17 protein-coding genes are annotated in these 15,359 nt (G+C 70.9%); 3 read left to right on the top strand and 14 right to left on the bottom strand.

Annotated features, from left to right (window positions below):
- Window positions 1-13: 13 nt before the first annotated feature.
- The 4 genes from VF106_RS39520 to VF106_RS39505 form a co-directional block, all read right to left on the bottom strand.
- Window positions 14-511 carry a Rieske (2Fe-2S) protein gene (locus VF106_RS39520; protein ID WP_330845123.1) on the bottom strand — a complete coding sequence of 166 codons (498 nt, stop codon included), beginning with the start codon at window positions 509-511 and terminating at the stop codon, window positions 14-16.
- A gap of 113 nt (window positions 512-624) precedes the next feature.
- Entirely contained in the window at window positions 625-1,059 is a 435-nt protein-coding gene (locus VF106_RS39515) for a PH domain-containing protein (RefSeq protein WP_330845136.1), read from the bottom strand.
- Window positions 1,060-1,061: 2 nt separating this feature from the next.
- Window positions 1,062-1,559: a 6,7-dimethyl-8-ribityllumazine synthase gene (gene ribH, locus VF106_RS39510; RefSeq protein ID WP_330845122.1), complete on the bottom strand. Its 498-nt coding sequence runs from the start codon at window positions 1,557-1,559 to the stop codon at window positions 1,062-1,064.
- Window positions 1,560-1,703: 144 nt separating this feature from the next.
- Window positions 1,704-2,576 carry an SDR family oxidoreductase gene (locus tag VF106_RS39505; protein WP_330845121.1) on the bottom strand — a complete coding sequence of 291 codons (873 nt, stop codon included), beginning with the start codon at window positions 2,574-2,576 and terminating at the stop codon, window positions 1,704-1,706.
- A gap of 119 nt (window positions 2,577-2,695) precedes the next feature.
- Here VF106_RS39505 and VF106_RS39500 point away from each other — a divergent pair, with 119 nt between their 5' ends.
- Entirely contained in the window at window positions 2,696-3,334 is a 639-nt protein-coding gene (locus VF106_RS39500) for a TetR/AcrR family transcriptional regulator (protein ID WP_330845120.1), read from the top strand.
- Here VF106_RS39500 and VF106_RS39495 read toward each other — a convergent pair.
- From VF106_RS39495 to def, 7 genes are read right to left on the bottom strand one after another with little or no spacing between them, the layout of a single operon-like run.
- Window positions 3,331-4,572, bottom strand: coding sequence for a bifunctional 3,4-dihydroxy-2-butanone-4-phosphate synthase/GTP cyclohydrolase II (locus VF106_RS39495; RefSeq protein ID WP_330845119.1), 1,242 nt, complete (start codon window positions 4,570-4,572; stop codon window positions 3,331-3,333). The genes VF106_RS39500 and VF106_RS39495 overlap by 4 nt on opposite strands.
- Window positions 4,569-5,216, bottom strand: a complete 648-nt coding sequence (locus VF106_RS39490; protein WP_330845118.1) for a riboflavin synthase — start codon at window positions 5,214-5,216, stop codon at window positions 4,569-4,571. The genes VF106_RS39495 and VF106_RS39490 overlap by 4 nt, the downstream gene beginning before the upstream one ends.
- Before the next feature lie 2 nt (window positions 5,217-5,218).
- The gene (gene rpe, locus VF106_RS39485) at window positions 5,219-5,881 is read right to left on the bottom strand and encodes a ribulose-phosphate 3-epimerase (protein ID WP_330845135.1); all 663 of its coding nucleotides are present in this window, start codon (window positions 5,879-5,881) and stop codon (window positions 5,219-5,221) included.
- 54 nt (window positions 5,882-5,935) lie between these two features.
- Window positions 5,936-6,916, bottom strand: a complete 981-nt coding sequence (locus tag VF106_RS39480; RefSeq protein ID WP_330845117.1) for an asparaginase — start codon at window positions 6,914-6,916, stop codon at window positions 5,936-5,938.
- Entirely contained in the window at window positions 6,913-8,352 is a 1,440-nt protein-coding gene (locus tag VF106_RS39475; RefSeq protein ID WP_330845116.1) for an RsmB/NOP family class I SAM-dependent RNA methyltransferase, read from the bottom strand. The genes VF106_RS39480 and VF106_RS39475 overlap by 4 nt, the downstream gene beginning before the upstream one ends.
- Window positions 8,349-9,275, bottom strand: coding sequence for a methionyl-tRNA formyltransferase (fmt, locus tag VF106_RS39470; RefSeq protein ID WP_330845115.1), 927 nt, complete (start codon window positions 9,273-9,275; stop codon window positions 8,349-8,351). The genes VF106_RS39475 and fmt overlap by 4 nt, the downstream gene beginning before the upstream one ends.
- Window positions 9,276-9,824 (bottom strand): peptide deformylase, encoded by a 549-nt coding sequence (gene def / locus VF106_RS39465; protein WP_330845114.1) that lies wholly within the window; start codon window positions 9,822-9,824, stop codon window positions 9,276-9,278.
- Between the two features lie 102 nt (window positions 9,825-9,926).
- Here def and VF106_RS39460 point away from each other — a divergent pair, with 102 nt between their 5' ends.
- The gene (locus VF106_RS39460; RefSeq protein ID WP_330845113.1) at window positions 9,927-10,508 is read left to right on the top strand and encodes an RNA polymerase sigma factor; all 582 of its coding nucleotides are present in this window, start codon (window positions 9,927-9,929) and stop codon (window positions 10,506-10,508) included.
- Complete coding sequence (locus VF106_RS39455) at window positions 10,505-11,365, top strand: hypothetical protein (protein ID WP_330845112.1); 861 nt, start codon at window positions 10,505-10,507, stop codon at window positions 11,363-11,365. The genes VF106_RS39460 and VF106_RS39455 overlap by 4 nt, the downstream gene beginning before the upstream one ends.
- Window positions 11,366-11,422: 57 nt before the next feature.
- Here the strand turns inward: VF106_RS39455 and VF106_RS39450 are convergent, their stop codons facing one another.
- From VF106_RS39450 to metK, 3 genes are all read right to left on the bottom strand, one after another.
- Window positions 11,423-13,420 carry a primosomal protein N' gene (locus tag VF106_RS39450; protein WP_330845111.1) on the bottom strand — a complete coding sequence of 666 codons (1,998 nt, stop codon included), beginning with the start codon at window positions 13,418-13,420 and terminating at the stop codon, window positions 11,423-11,425.
- Window positions 13,421-13,597: 177 nt separating this feature from the next.
- Entirely contained in the window at window positions 13,598-13,999 is a 402-nt protein-coding gene (locus VF106_RS39445; RefSeq protein ID WP_330845110.1) for a DUF5313 family protein, read from the bottom strand.
- Window positions 13,965-15,167, bottom strand: a complete 1,203-nt coding sequence (gene metK, locus VF106_RS39440; RefSeq protein WP_330845109.1) for a methionine adenosyltransferase — start codon at window positions 15,165-15,167, stop codon at window positions 13,965-13,967. Before metK ends, VF106_RS39445 begins: the two co-directional genes overlap by 35 nt.
- Between the last annotated feature and the right edge of the window lie 192 nt (window positions 15,168-15,359).

The raw sequence follows: 15,359 nt of genomic DNA, 5'->3' as shown, positions 1-15,359 counted from the left end.
GGGAGTCTGTGAGTCAGGCGAGAACGACCTGGTCGCCGCTCACTGTCACGTTGACCGTGGCCAACGCCGAGGTCGCCGGGCCCTTCTTGACCGAGCCGTCCGTCGTGGAGAACTCGCTGCCGTGCGCCGAGCAGGTCGCGACGCCGTCGGCCGGGGCGCTGACGATGGTGCCCATGTGGGTGCAGGCGGCGTTGTACGCCTTGACCTCGGTGCCGGTACGGACGAGGAGGATCTTGCCGCCGTCGGGGTTGTCCACGATCAGACCGCCGCCGTCCGGCACGTCTGAGAGTGCGGCCAGCCCCGAGGACGACGAGCCGTTGCCGGCGGACGTGCCGGAGTTGTTGTCGCTCGTCGTGGCGCCGCTGCCCGAGGTGTCGTCGCTGGAGGAACACGCGGTGACCACCGCGCCTGGTGCGACGAGCGCGACCAGCAGGCCACACAGGACATCACGGCGCGACCGGGGTCCGGTCGTGGGGGTGTTCATGGGTGTGGTGGGTTCGACAGCAGTCAAGCCGGGCCTCCATTGGGGTGTCTCGGCAGTCAGGGAACACCGGGCCTTACGCGTACGCACGTCAAATGGTTCAGCGCTCATTCAACCAACTGGAGGAATGTGATGCTCGTAACTCAAGGCGCCTCGACGGCGGCCTCGCGGCGGAGGCGGCGCAGCTCGCGCATCGCGGTGACCGCGTGCTCACCGTCGATGGCCTGCACCGCGACGATGGGCACGTACTCGTCGTCCGGCAGCTCCAGCCGGGCCCACGGTGAGCCGTCCGGGAAGCTCACGGCCTCGACGTCCGACCACGCGTAACGGCGGGTGCCGAGCATGTTGCGGACCTCGACGCCATCGCGGTCGGCACGCACCCTCGGGCGGGCGAACCACAGCGCGCCACATGCCAGCACGAGACCGATCCCGGCCATCGCGACCTGGTCGGACACGTAGAAGTTCACGCCGGTCGTGTCGTTGCGCAACAGCACCGCCACGACGACGAACACCGCGAGGAAGAACACCGCGACGGCGACCGCGATCACCCGCGCCTTGTGGGGCCGGGCCACGTACATGCTCACGCGAACCCTCGTTCCGTCCACGGCTGGCGCAGCCCGCGGACGACCATCGCGGTGTCGAGCGCGGCGACCGTCGCCTCGAAGCCCTTGTCCTCCGCCGAGTCCGGCAGGCCGCACCTGGCCAGTGCCTGCTCCTCGGTGTTGCACGTCAGCACGCCGTTGCCGACCGGGGTCGACTCGTCGAGCGACACGCGGGTGAGGCCGTAGGTCACCGCGTCGCACACGTACTCGAAGTGCGGGGTGCCGCCGCGGATCACCACACCGAGCGCGACGACCGCGTCATGGTGCTTGGCAAGCGCCTGGCACACCACCGGCAGCTCGACCGCGCCGGGCACGCGCACCACGGTCGGCTCCTTGATCCCCGCCTTCGCGGCGGCGACCAGCGCACGCTCCAGCAGGGTCGACGTGATCTTGTCGTGCCATCGGGTCGCCGCGATCGCGAGGCGAATCCCCTCGCACTCCTGGACCTCGACCTCGGGACGGCCTTCACCACTCACGGGCCCGATTATCCCCTTGTCCGATCGACGCCGTCCCGCCGGTCATCCCCCACGACGATTCCCGCCCCGCGGGCGTTCCCGAAAACGCAACTCGCGGGGGCTGAACGCGCGACTCGCCGGGGCCGAACGCGCGACTCGCGCGGTTCAGTGCCAGTGGGTGGCTGTGTGGTGCACGTAGTCGCGGAAGGAGCGGGGTGCGTGGCCCAGCAGTTCGGTCGTGGCCTCGACGTCGGCCGGGTCGGTGGGGAGCGGCATGCTGCCGAGCAACTCGAAGCTGCGGATCCAGTCCTCGAGCTTCCGGCCGGACAGCCGTGCCGCGAGCGCTTCGCGCCAGTTCGGGTCGTCACCGGTGTAGCGCACGGGCCGGCCCAGTTCCTCGGCCCAGATCCGCGCGCTCTGTTCACCGCTCAGGGACTCCGGGCCCACGACCTTGTAGGAGCCCGCCGGGAAGTCCGGGTCGGCCAGCGCGGTCGTGATCACTTCCGCCGCGTCGCGCAGGTCGACCCGGTTGACCCCGTCGGGGTGCAGGGGCGTCGGGAACGTCCCGCCCAGGATGTCCTCACGGAAGATCTCGTCGTTCTGGGCGAAGTTGGGGAGGTTGACCATCACGGGTCGTGTACTCGAGTCGGCCAGCGAGGCGGCGAGCCGCAGCTTGGCCTCGTACGCCGGGATCGCACGCGCCGCCGCCGCGCGCTCGGCGGGATCGGGGATGTGGAACCCGCCGAACACCAGGCGCGTGCCCGAGCGCTCGGCCTCCTCGCCGAAGATCCGCGCCAGCTCGACCTCGTTGGCTTCGTGCGGGGAGACGTAGAGAGCGGCCCGTGTGCCGGCCAGCGCCGCACGCACCGCGTCGCGGTCGCCGAGATCGCCCTCGACCAGCTCGACGGCGTCGGACAGGCCGCTCGCCCGCTTCTTGTCCCGCACCAGAGCCCGCACGTCGAGGTCCCGGCGGAGCGCCTCCTCGAGCACGAGACCGCCGACCGTGCCGGTCGTGCCAATGATCAGAACGGTGGACATCGTCCACTCCCCTCAGTAGTTGACTTTGAGTCAATGACTCTCAATCAATCTAACACAACTGGCTGACTCGAAGTCAACGACTGCTAGCGTGGAAACCGAACACGGAAAAGGAGCAGCTCGTGCCGTCAGCCACCACCCCGACCCGCCGCCAGGCGGCCGCGGCATTGACGCGGGAGAAGGTGCTCGCGGCGGCACGCGAGCAGTTCATGACCTCGGCGTACGAGGACGTGAAGGTGGCCGACATCGCCAGGGCGGCTGGCGTCGCGCACGGGCTGGTGTTCCACCACTTCGGCAGCAAGCAGGGCCTCTACCACGAGGTGCTGTGCCAGATCGGCTGTGAGGTGCTCGACCTGCACGTCATCGACCCCGACATCCCACTGGGCAGGCGGGTCAGGCAGTCCCACGCCGCGCACCTGGCCTACCTGGCCGACCACCGCGACGTGGCACTGAACCTGATCCTGCGCACACCAGGACCCGAGGCCGAGAAGTTCGACGACATCCGCGACCGAGGGAACCTCAGGCTGTGCGAGAACCTGGGCCTGGACTACGACCGCCCCGCGATCCGGCTGGTCGTGCGCCTCTACATGACGGCGGCCGACCAGCTCGCGAGGGATTACCTGACCAGCGACCACCCGTTCGACGCCAACGTGGTCGTCGAGATGCTGATGACCGTGCTGACCGGAGCGCTACGCGCCGCACACACCGCCGACCCCGAGCTGGACGTCGAGCCGATCATCAGGGCGCTGGAGATTCCCTAGGCCTGGGAGGTTCCTTCGACCAGGTCTAAGTCGCCCAGTTCGTGGCCCATGCGGTCGCGCTTGGTCTGCAGGTACCGCAGGTTCTCGGCGTTCGGGCGGATCGGCAGCGGCACGCGGTCGACGATCGCGAGGCCGTAGCCGTCCAGGCCGACGCGCTTGGCCGGGTTGTTCGTCAGTAGCCGCATCGACTTCACGCCCAGGTCGACGAGGATCTGCGCGCCCTGGCCGTAGTCGCGGGCGTCCGCCGGCACGCCGAGCGCCAGGTTCGCGTCAACGGTGTCGTGGCCGTCGTCCTGCAGCTGGTAGGCCTGCAGTTTGTGCATGAGGCCGATGCCGCGGCCCTCGTGGCCACGCATGTAGAGCACGATGCCGCGACCCTCGGCGGCCACCGCGGCCATGGCGGCGTCCAGCTGCGGGCCGCAGTCGCAGCGCAGTGAGCCGAACACGTCGCCGGTCAGGCACTCGGAGTGGACGCGGACCAGGATGTTCTCGCCGTCGTCGATCTCGCCGTAGACCAGGGCGACGTGCTCGATGCCGTCGATCTTCGAGTCGTAGCCGACCGCGCGGAACGCGCCGTGCGGGGTGGGGATGCGGGCCTCCGCGACCCGGGCGACCTGCACCTCCTTGCGGCGGCGGTAGTCGATGAGATCGGCGATGGAGATGATCGCCAGGTCGTGCTCGGCCGCGAAGATCTCGAGCTCCTCGCGGCGGGCCATGTCGCCCTCGTCCTTCTGCGACACGATCTCGCAGAGCACGCCGGCCGGACGTAAGCCGGCCAGGAGGGCCAGGTCGACGGCGGCCTCGGTGTGCCCAGGCCGGCGCAGGACGCCGCCTTCCTTGGCACGCAACGGAACGACGTGGCCGGGACGGTTGAAGTCGCCGGCCTCCGCGGTCTCGTCGGCGAGGAGACGGATGGTGTGGGCCCGGTCGGCGGCGGAGATGCCGGTGGACACCCCGACCTTCGCGTCGACCGTGACGGTGTAGGCGGTGCCGCGGACGTCCTGGTTGGTGTGGAACATCGGCGGCAGGTTGAGTCGGTCGCAGTCGGCCGCGGTGAGCGGAACGCAGATGTAGCCGGAGGTGTAGCGGACCATGAACGCGATCAGCTCCGGCGTGGCCTTCTCGGCCGCGAAGATCAGATCGCCCTCGTTCTCACGGTCCTCGTCGTCGACCACGATCACCGGGCGACCGGCCGCGATGTCGCTGATCGCCCGCTCAATACCTTCGATGTTGGTCATCGAGACTCCTCCGCCGTGCCGCCATTGTGCTCCCGCGCGGGGACTTTTCCGCCCAAGTGTGGTGAGGCCAACCGCTCCACGTACTTCGCGACGACGTCCACCTCGAGGTTCACCCGGTCCCCGGCGGTGCGGACGCCGAGCGTGGTGGCACGAAGCGTCTCGGGGATCAGGCTGACGGTGAACCAGTCGTCGCCAACCTCGACGACCGTGAGGGACACGCCGTCGACCGTGATCGAGCCCTTCTCGACCAGGTAGCGCGCCAGCCTGGGAGGAATGCCGATGCGGACGATGTCCCAGTGCGGGGTCGACTCGCGGGCCACGACCACCCCGGTGCCGTCGACGTGGCCCTGCACGATGTGCCCGCCGAACCGTTTGCCGACCTCCGCGGCGCGTTCCAGGTTGACCGGCTCGCCCGGGGCGATCTTGTCGAGACTGCTGCGCACGAGCGTCTCGCGCATCACGTCGGCGGTGAACGCCCCCTCCGCCACCTCGACGACGGTCAGACACACCCCGTTGACGGAGATCGAGTCGCCGAGCTTCGCGTCGCTGGTGACGAGCGGTCCGGCAATGGTGACGCGCGCGGCGTCCGGCAGGTCCTGGACGGCGACGACCTCGCCGCGCTCCTCGACGATCCCCGTGAACACCTCTACCGCGCCTTTCCTGTCGACACCCTCGCCTGGTCCCGTAACGCCTCGATCGCCTTGGCCGGGTCGGCCGCCCCGTACACCGCCGAACCGGCGACGAAGCAGTCGACACCCGCCTCGGCGGCCTGCTCGATCGTGTCGGAGTTGATCCCGCCGTCGATCTCGACGATGACGGTCAGCTCGCCGGCGTCCACGAGCCGGCGGGCCTTGCGCACCTTGTCGAGCACCTCGGGGATGAACTCCTGTCCGCCGAACCCTGGCTCGACCGACATCACCAGCAACGTGTCGTAGTGGCTCAGCAATTCCACATAGGGCTCGAACGGGGTCCTCGGCTTGATCGACAATCCGGCCTTCGCGCCGGCGGCACGGATGTCGTGGGCGAGCTTCACGGGATCGGCGGCCGCCTCGGCGTGGACTGTGACGTTGTGCGCGCCGGCCTCGGCGTAGCCGAGGGCCCACCGGTCCGGGTCGTCGATCATGAGGTGGCAGTCGACGGGGATGTCGGTGCTGGCCAGGATGGCCTTGACCACAGGGAGTCCAAGGGTCAGGTTCGGGACGAAGTGGCCGTCCATCACGTCGACGTGCAGCCAGTCAGCCCCCTTGACGGCATCGGCCGCCTCGGCGAGCCGGGCGAAGTCCGCGGCAAGGATGCTGGGCGCGATCATGGGTGTTCGTGACACACCCACGAGCCTATTACCCCCGGGTAGGGCGTGGCTTGCTCACCGGTAGCGGTCGAAGGCCTCGGTGATCGTCTCCCGGTCCGCGCCGACCGCCAGCAGGAGGGTCAGCAGTACGCGTGACTTGGCGGGATCCAGGAATCCCGACTGGATCAGACCACGGTCCAGCAGGTCGCGCTCGGAGCCGGGATAGCCGTAGGTCTGCCGCAGCACCGAGCCCGCTCCTGTCCTGGTGGACAGGACGACCGGGACCCGCCCCGCCAGCTCGGCCACCACCGGCACCATGGCCGCTGGCACGTGCCCGGCGCCGAGCCCGGCGATGACGAGCCCGTCGAACAGGTCACCGGCGCGTTGGAGCAGTTGTCCGTCGTCTCCCATCGCGACCGTGATCAGGCCCACCCGGACTTCGGCAACTCGCGGGTCGGCCGGGAGTGTCAGGCCGGGGCGGGCCACGCCGCGCACCCGTGGGTCGCCCTCCACCACGAGCCCCAGCGGGCCGAAGCCGGGCGAGACGAACGCGCCCGTGCTGCTGGTGTGGCTCTTGCGGACGAACCGGGCGCCGTGGACCTCGTCCGACATCACGACCAGCGTGCCAAGACCGCGAGCGGCCGGGGACAGTGCCACCCGGATCGCCGCGTACAGGTTCGCCGGACCGTCCGGCCCGGCCGACTGCGCGTGCCGCATGGCCCCGGTCACGACCACTGGCTCTGCCGAGGGCACCGTGAGGTCCAGGAAGAACGCGGTCTCCTCGATCGTGTCCGTGCCGTGCGTGATCACGACCCCGATGGCGCCCGCGGCGATCTCCTCCTGGACCCGCACCGACAGCGCGACCAGGTCCGCGAAGCCCAGCGACGGGCTTGGCAGGGACCGCAACGACTCCGTGGTGATCGTGACGGCCAGCTCGGCGAGGCCCGGTACCGAGGCGACGAGGTCGTCCGCCCCAAGTGCTGGCACGATCCCCCCGCTCGCGCTCGGCGCCATGGCGATGGTGCCGCCCATGGCGATAACAGCTACATGGCTCATTTGCGCAGCAACGCGCAGAACATGGCGTCGGTGCCGTGCCGGTGTGGCCACAGCTGCACGTACGGGCCGTCACCGAGGTAGGGCATGTCGGGGAACGACTCGCGGGTGTCCAGGGGCGTCACCCCGGTCCGCCGCACGACGTCGGACACGAGGCCGACCGTCTCCGACAGGTGGGGCGAGCACACCACGTACCCGATCACGCCGCCCGGCCGGGTCAGCTCGATGGCCGTCAGCAGCAGCTCACGCTGGAGCTTCGTCAGCTCTCCGACGTCCGACGGCTGCCGCCGCCACCGTGACTCGGGGCGCCTGCGCAGCGAGCCGAGACCGGTGCACGGCGCGTCCACCAGCACCCGGTCGAACGTGCCGGCGGCGAGCCCGAGCGCGGCCGGCGACCGCCCGTCGCCGACGTGCACAACGGCGGGCAGTCCCTCCGTCGCCTGCTCCACGAGCCGGGCCCGGTGCGGCGCCTTCTCCACCGCGTCCAGCCGTCCGCCCTGGATACCCAGTAACGCGCCGAGCAGCGCGGACTTCCCGCCCGGCCCGGCACACAGGTCGAGCCAGCGGGTGTCCTCGCCCTCGACGGTCGGCCGCGTCAGCGCGACCGCGCAGAGCTGGCTGCCCTCGTCCTGCACGGAGGCCAGCCGCTCCCGCACCGGGTCCAGCCCGGCCGGGTCGCCGGCACCGGCCGCCAACCGCACCCCGTACGGGGAGTACGGCGCGACCTCGCCGCCGGTCATCGCCGCCAGCTCCTCGGCCGTGATCTCCCCGGGCCTGGCCACGAGGTGCACGGCCGGCCGCTCGTTGTCGGCCGCGAGCGCGTCCCGCAGCTCCTCCCCTGTCGTGCCGAGGGAGTCGGCGAACGCGCGGGCCACCCACTTCGGGTGCGCCTCACGCATGGCGAGGTTGCCGATCCGGTCCTTCTCCGGGTCCGGCGCGAGCTCGTCCAGCCATTCGTCTTCGGTCCGCTCGGCGACCCTGCGCAGCACGGCGTTCACGAACCCGCTACTGCGAGACCCGTGTTCGGCACGCACCAGGTCCACGGTGGAGGCGACGGCCGCGTGCGACGGGATCCTCGTGCGCAGCAGCTGGTAGCAGCCGAGCCGCAGCACGTCGAGCAACACGGGCTCCACCTTGGCCAGCGACCGGTCCACGCACGCGGCCAGGACCTCGTCGAGCAACCCGATGCACCGGCACGCGCCGTAGGCCAGCTCGGTCGCGAGCGCGGCGTCCCGGCCGGTGATGCGACGCTCACGCAGGATCTGGGGCAACAGGAGGTTCGCGTACGCGTCCCGGGCGCGGACCTCGCGCAGGGTGTCCAGCGCCGCCTGGCGGGCGGGGTCCTCGACCGGTGGCCGACCCGGCCCGTTGGGTTGTTTGGGCGGGTGGGGCGAGCGGGGCCGGGAAAACCGCGCGGGGCGCCGTCGTGGTTGGGTCACTTCAGTCGCTCTCCTGGTTCGACTCGTGCGCCCCGTGCCCAGTCGGTGGCCGCCATCCGTCTCTTTCCCGGTGCCTGCACCTCGCCGAGCATGACCGGGTCGGTCGCGGTGCCGACGAGTACCCGCTTGCGCTCGACCCGCAGCTCACCCGGTGCCAGCGAGTCCGCCACGACGCGCTTCACCGGGCCGAGCTTGATCCGCTCGTCGCGGAACTCCGCCCACGCGCCGGGGTCGGGGGTGACCGCGCGGGCAAGCCGGTCCACGGCGACGGCCGGCGCGGAGAAGTCCAGCCGGGCGTCCTCGGTGGTGATCTTGGCCGCGTAGGTGACGCCGTCGGCCGGCTGTTCGACGGCCCGCAGCGTGTCGTCCTCGATACCGTCCAGAGTGGACACCAGCAGCCCTGCGCCTGCCTCGGCGAGCCGGTCGAGCAGCACACCGGCCGTGTCCTCGCTCCGGATGGCCTCGGTCAGCACGCCGAACACCGGACCGGCGTCGAGCTCCTTCACGATCCGGAACGTGCTTGCCCCGGTGATCTCGTCGCCGTGCCTGACCGCGGCCTGCACCGGGGCGGCGCCCCGCCACGCCGGCAGCACAGAGAAGTGCAGGTTCACCCAGCCGTGCGACGGGATGTCGAGTGCCTTCTGCGGCAGCAGCGCCCCGTACGCGACCACCGGGCAGCAGTCGGGCGCCAGCTCCCGCAGCCGCTCGAGGAACGCCGGGTCGGACGCCTTGGCCGGGGTGAGCACCTCGATGCCGTGCTCGTCCGCGAGCGCGCCGACCGGGGACCGGACGAGGTGGCGGCCACGGCCCGCCGGCGCGTCCGGGCGGGTGACGACCGCGATGACCTCGTGCCGCGGCGAGTCGATCAGCGCGCGCAGGGACGGGAGTGCGACCTCGGGGGTGCCAGCGAATACCAACCGCATCTAGACGGCACCGCCGAACAGCGAATGCGGGCTTTCCTTGATCGTCGGCGTGCCCCCGTCGAACCAGTCGGCCGCGCGGATGGCCTTCATCGCCGCCTTCCTGGTCTGGTCGTCGAGCCGGTCGACGAACAGGACGCCGTCGAGGTGGTCGGTCTCGTGCTGGATACAGCGGGCCAGCAGGTCGGTGCCCTCGATCTCCACCGGCTCACCGTGCATGTTCCAGCCCCTGGCGACGACGTTCTTCGCCCGCTGGCAGTGCCAGTAGAGGCCGGGGATCGACAGGCAGCCCTCCTCGCCGTCCTGGATCTCCTCGTCGACCGCGGTCCAGGTCGGGTTGACGAGGTGGCCGGCGAACCCGTCGCAGTGGTAGGTGAACACGCGCAGGCCGACGCCGAGCTGTGGCGCGGCCAGGCCGGCGCCGCCCTCGTCCTCCATGGTGTCCCAGAGGTCCTTGACGAGCGTGGCCAGCTCCTTGTCGAAGTCGACGACCTCCGCGGCGGGGGTCCGCAGCACGGGGTCACCGAAGAGGCGGATGGGCTGGACGGTCACATTGCTCCGATCGGGGTCGCGTGGCAGCGGACGACAGTCTATTCAGTGCCACTCGGGTGCCGCGAAGATGCAACACGAGTGCCACATCGGCCACTTGTTCATGTGACCATCGCGAAGCCACCCCGGGGGGCCGCCATCGCGTCGGACGTGGAGCTGTGGAGCCGTGCCGCCGATGGAGACCGGCAGGCCTTCGGTGAGCTGTTCGAACGCCATGTGGAGGCGGTCTGGAACCACGCGTACCGGCTGACCGCGTCGTGGAGCCAGGCCGAGGACCTCACGTCCAGCACGTTCCTGCTGGCCTGGCGCAAGTGCCGCGAGATGCGGCTGGTCAGGGACTCGGCCCTGCCGTGGCTGTACACGGTGGCCGGCAACCTGGCCCGCGACGAGCGACGCGGCACGACCCGGTTCCTGCACGCGCTGCGCCGCGTGCCGGACTCGTCCGTTTCCGCCGACCACGCCGACGACGTCGCCCGGCGCGTCGACGGTGACGCCCGGATGGCCCGGATCCTCGCGGCCGTCCGGTCCCTGCCACGCGCCGAGCGGCAGGCGGTCGAACTCTGCCTGCTCGGCGAACTGCCCGTGCCCGACGCCGCCGAGTTCCTCGGCGTCGCCGAGGTCAGCGTCCGCTCCAGACTCTCCCGCGCGCGGGCCAAGCTCCGCACCAAACTCAGGGAACAGCCATGAAAGATCTCGACCTGCCACCCCACTCGCCGCTGCCACCCGAGGTCCGCGACCGCATCCGGACCAGGGTGAACGCGGTGCCGCCACGATCCCGCTACCGGGCTCCGCTGTCCGTGGCCGCGGCGGTCGCCGTGGTGGCGGCCGGTGCCGTCATCGTCGGTCAGCCGATGTCCGGCACGTCCGACGGCTACCGGGCCGGCACAACGGCGCTCCCGTCCGCCACCACGGTGCCCGGGTCGTCTCCCCAGCTCACCGTCAGCCGGCCGAACGCGCAGTCCGACGAGGATCTCGACCGCTGCTGGGCGGCGGTCGCGACCAGTCCACGTGTGGCCGAGTACGCGCCTCGGTCGACATGGCAGCCGGTGTTCACGGTCACGCGCGCACGCCCCGGGAGAGGCATCGGACTCGACAGCGGCTCTCTCGTACGCGTGACCGCGTTCAGCGACAACAGCGGCAAACCGGGGTTCTGTGAGAACGGCGAGGTCCTCAGCGAAGGCTCGAAGAGGTCCTGGGGCGCGACCGTGTCCGATCCGAGCGCCGAGCCGATTCCACTGGCCGCGGGCGGTGGCGCGAACATCTACGGGACGTACTTCTCGCACGGACTGCTGGCCGGTGTGGCACAGGGCGTCGACTCGCTGACGTTCCGCGCCACGAACCCGCACCCGGACACCGGGGAGCCGATCGGTTACGACTGTCCGCCGGTCGTCCGGGACGGGCTGTTCCTCGTGGAGGTCGGCGGGCTGCACGTGCCCAGTGGCGTTGCCGTCAAAGGCTTCGATGACGGCAACGAGGTGATCAGCGGGGAGTGGACGTACGACCCGGCAAAGGACCCGATGACCGGCCCGTCGATGATGGAGTAGCCGGTGACCGCCGACCCCGACCTGGGGGCGGGCCGGCGCACTCGTCCTGGGACCCTGCTAGATCAGCTCGAGCGGATCGAGTTGGACGCGGATCGCGTCCGGCTCTTTTCGCATGGTGCGGGCGTGTTGTGCGGTGGCGAGGGCGGCGGCCAACCCTCGCCCCTCGGCGCGGGAGGCGCGGACGAGCGCACGTTCCTTCTCCGTGTTGCCGTCGCGGTCGGGCTCGCCGATCGGAACCGGGCCGAGGATCTCGCCTGAGGCCGGGAGCCCCAGTTCGTCCAGGAAGACGCCGAGTGCCTTGGCCGGCCCGTCGACCGACGCCATCCGGACGGCCGGCGGGAACCCGAGTTCGGTGCGGGCGGCCAGCTCCTGGCTGGCGTGCCACACGGGGTCCCACCGGACGAGTGCCTGCACGGTCGGCAGCCCGGACTCGGCGAGTACCACGACCCGCCCGTCCCCCCGGACGAGCGCGCCCGCCGCCATCCAGCGACGCAGCGCCTCCTCGCTGGCGCGGAGGTCGGCGCGGCCGAGCAGCGCCCAGCCGTCGAGCAGCAACGCGGCGCCGTACCCGCCCGCGGCGACCGGCTCGGCCCCTGGCGTGGCGACGACCAGTGCGGGCCGGCCGGCCACGTCCTTGAGGACGTCCGCGCCGCCGGAGCCGAGCACGGGCACGTCGGCGAAGGCCCGGCCCAGCTCCTCGGCGGTGCGTTTGGCCCCGACGACGATGGCGCGCAGCCGGCGTGAGCCGCAGTTCCCGCAGCGGAACGCCGTGTCGGGCACGCCGCACCACCGGCAGGTCGGCGGCCGCGCCTCGGTGCCGCTGGGCAGGCCGAGCGGCCCTGCGCACCGCCGGCAGCGGGCGGGGCCACGGCACTGCTGGCAGGCGAGCGCGGGCACGTACCCGCCGCGCGGCACCTGCACCAGCACCGGCCGCCCGGCTTTCAGTGCCTCCCTGGCAGCCTCGAACGCGACGGACGGGATGCGTGCCGCACGGGCCGCGGGGTCCCGCGCGAGCTGCTGGTCGGACTCGCCAAGCGCGGTGATCCGCGGCGACGCCCTCCTGACGTCGTCCCGGGCGGCCACGATCTCCGGCGCCCAGCCGGACTCGACGAGCAGCTGCGCCTCCGCGGTGCGCGCGAACCCGGCCACGAGCAGGGACGCGCCGCTGCTGTGGGCCCGCTGGATGAGCACGTCGCGGACGTGCGGGTAGGGCGCGTGGGGATCGGCGTGCAGGTCGTCCCCGTCGTCCCACACGACGAACAAGGCGGGCCGGTGCACTGGCGCGAACACGCTGGCCCGGGTCCCGACGACGACGCGAGCGGTACCCCGCTTGACCGCGAGCCAGGCCCGGTACCGCTTGGCAGGCCCGGCGTCGGCGGACAACGCGACGACGTTCTCCTCGCCTGCTCTTTCGACACACGCCGCGTGCAGCCGCGCGACATCCCGATAGTCGGGCACGACGAGCACCGCACCCCGGTCGCTCGCCGCGGCCGTGGCGGCCAACTCCGCGAGCCGGGCCGGCCAGTCCTCACCGGGCAGCGCCTGCCAGACGGCGTGCGCCTGCCGACCGTTCCTGAGCGCCTCGACGAACGCGGGCCCCCGCGGATAGCGCGCCCAGGCCCTGGTGTCCGGCTGGTCAGGTTTCGCCGGGGTCTCAGCCGGCGGCTCGGCCTCGACCTTGGCGTGCCGAGGCGGGATCGCGAGCCGCAGGACGTCGATCATCCTGCCCGCATACCGGTCGGCAACACCCCGGGCGATGGCCGCGAGGTCGGGCGTGAGCACCGGCTCGGAGGACACGACCTTGCCGACGAACTCCATCCGTCCGTCGAAGTCGGACTCGGCGACCCGCTCGAGAAGGAACCCGTCGACCTGCTTCCCGGCGAACCGCAACCGCACCCGGCAACCGGGCACCGCGGCCTCGTCGAGCTCCTCTGGCACGAAGTAGTCGAAGGGCCGGTCGAGGTGGTGCAGCGGGACGTCGACGTACACCCGGGCGACCGGAAGGTTGGCCGCCGGCCGCCTCTCCCCTTTGCGCACCTCGCGCCCGCCGGTCATGACTGTTCCGCCTCCCCGGAATTCAATGTGTTGGTTGCGTCGGGGACGGAGGGTTTTGCTTGGTCACGTACTTGTGGCTGGTTTGCGCCACGTTCCCCTGAGGTGCGGTTGCGAGCCGCGAGGATGCCACAGGGAACGTCATGCCCGCTGGTCTACCAGAGCAGGGGGCTGCCACCCTCAGCCGGGCGGGTAGAACGAGGCGTAGAACGCCGCGGTTTCAGCACGGGCGGAAACGGGGGTTTCCTCGCGAATCTTGCGGTTCAGGCCCGCCGGGTAGCCGGCCTTCAGCAGGCGCCGCTCACAGGCGTCCTCCATGAAGGAGATCGAGAAGTAAATACTCAACAGGTAGCCGAGCGCCACCATGGAGAACCGGAGTGACCACGGTCCCGGCACGAGTAGCGCGAGCCACCAGAAGGTGAACTGCACCATAGCGCGACTGAGGTGCCGGAGCACCCACGTCCGGCACGTCAGGTCGTAGAGCACCCACTCGTGGTACGCGGTCGGGAGGATTCCGACGACCGCGTACCACAGCCAGTGGAGGGGGTCAGGCGCCCGCGAGTGCCTTGAGTGCGTCCGCACGGTCGGTGCGCTCCCACGGCAGGTCCAGCTCGGGACGGCCGAAGTGGCCGTACGCGGCGGTCTGCTTGTAGATGGGGCGGAGCAGGTCCAGGTCACGGATGATGGCGGCCGGCCGCAGGTCGAAGACCTGGGAGATGGCCTCCTGGATCTTCGTCGGGTCGACGGTCTCGGTGCCGAAGGTCTCGACGAACAGGCCCACCGGGGCCGCCTTGCCGATGGCGTAGGCGACCTGCACCTCGATGCGGGACGCGAGGCCGGCGGCGACCGCGTTCTTGGCGACCCAGCGCATCGCGTACGCGGCGGAGCGGTCCACCTTCGACGGGTCCTTGCCCGAGAAGGCGCCACCACCGTGGCGGGCCATGCCGCCGTAGGTGTCGACGATGATCTTGCGGCCGGTCAGGCCCGCGTCACCCATGGGGCCGCCGATGACGAAGCGGCCGGTCGGGTTGACCAGCAGCCGCACGTTCTCGGTGTCCAGCTCCAGCCCGGCGAGCTCGGGCAGCACGACCTGCTCGCGCACGTCCACGCCGAGCAGCTTCTCCAGGTCGACGCCGTCAGCGTGCTGCGAGGACACGACGACGGTGTCCAGGCGCACGGCCTGGTCGCCCGCGTACTCGATGGTGACCTGGGTCTTGCCGTCCGGGCGCAGGTACGGCAGCTGGCCGTTCTTGCGGACCTCGGTCAGGCGGCGGGACAGGCGGTGGGCCAGCGCGATCGGCAGCGGCATCAGCTCCGGCGTGTCGGTGCACGCGTAGCCGAACATCAGGCCCTGGTCGCCGGCGCCCTGCTTGGCGATCTCGTCTTCCTCGGCCTCGACCCGCTTCTCGTAGGCGGTGTCGACGCCCTGCGCGATGTCGGGCGACTGCGAGCCCAGTGCCACGTTCACGCCGCAGGAGTTGCCGTCGAAGCCCTTGGCCGACGAGTCGTAGCCGATCTCCAGGATCGTCTCGCGCACGAGCGCCGGGATGTCCGCGTAGGCCTCGGTGGTGACCTCACCGGCCACGTGCACCTGGCCGGTCGTCACCAGCGTCTCGACCGCCACGCGGGACTTCGGGTCCTTGGACAGCAGAGCGTCCAGCACCGAGTCGCTGATGGCGTCACAGATCTTGTCAGGGTGCCCCTCTGTCACCGACTCGCTGGTGAACAGCCTGCTTGCGGACTTACTCACGACGTATCCCACCCACTCTTTCCTGGTTCCCTGTCTGAAGACTATGTACTGGGTATCGAGGGACGCTCACTTCTGAATCAGCGAAACGACGGCATCCCACATACTGGACGCCATCTGCGCCTTCGATCCCAGGGCGATGGGTCGCTCGGACCCGTCCGCCGACAGGAGCCAGCCGGAATTGTCCTCGGTCTC

This window comes from Actinophytocola sp. (assembly GCF_036378875.1).
Classification (GTDB): domain Bacteria; phylum Actinomycetota; class Actinomycetes; order Mycobacteriales; family Pseudonocardiaceae; genus Actinophytocola.
The sequence above is the reverse complement of the archived record's forward strand: the minus strand, read 5'-3'. Positions and strand labels throughout refer to the sequence as shown.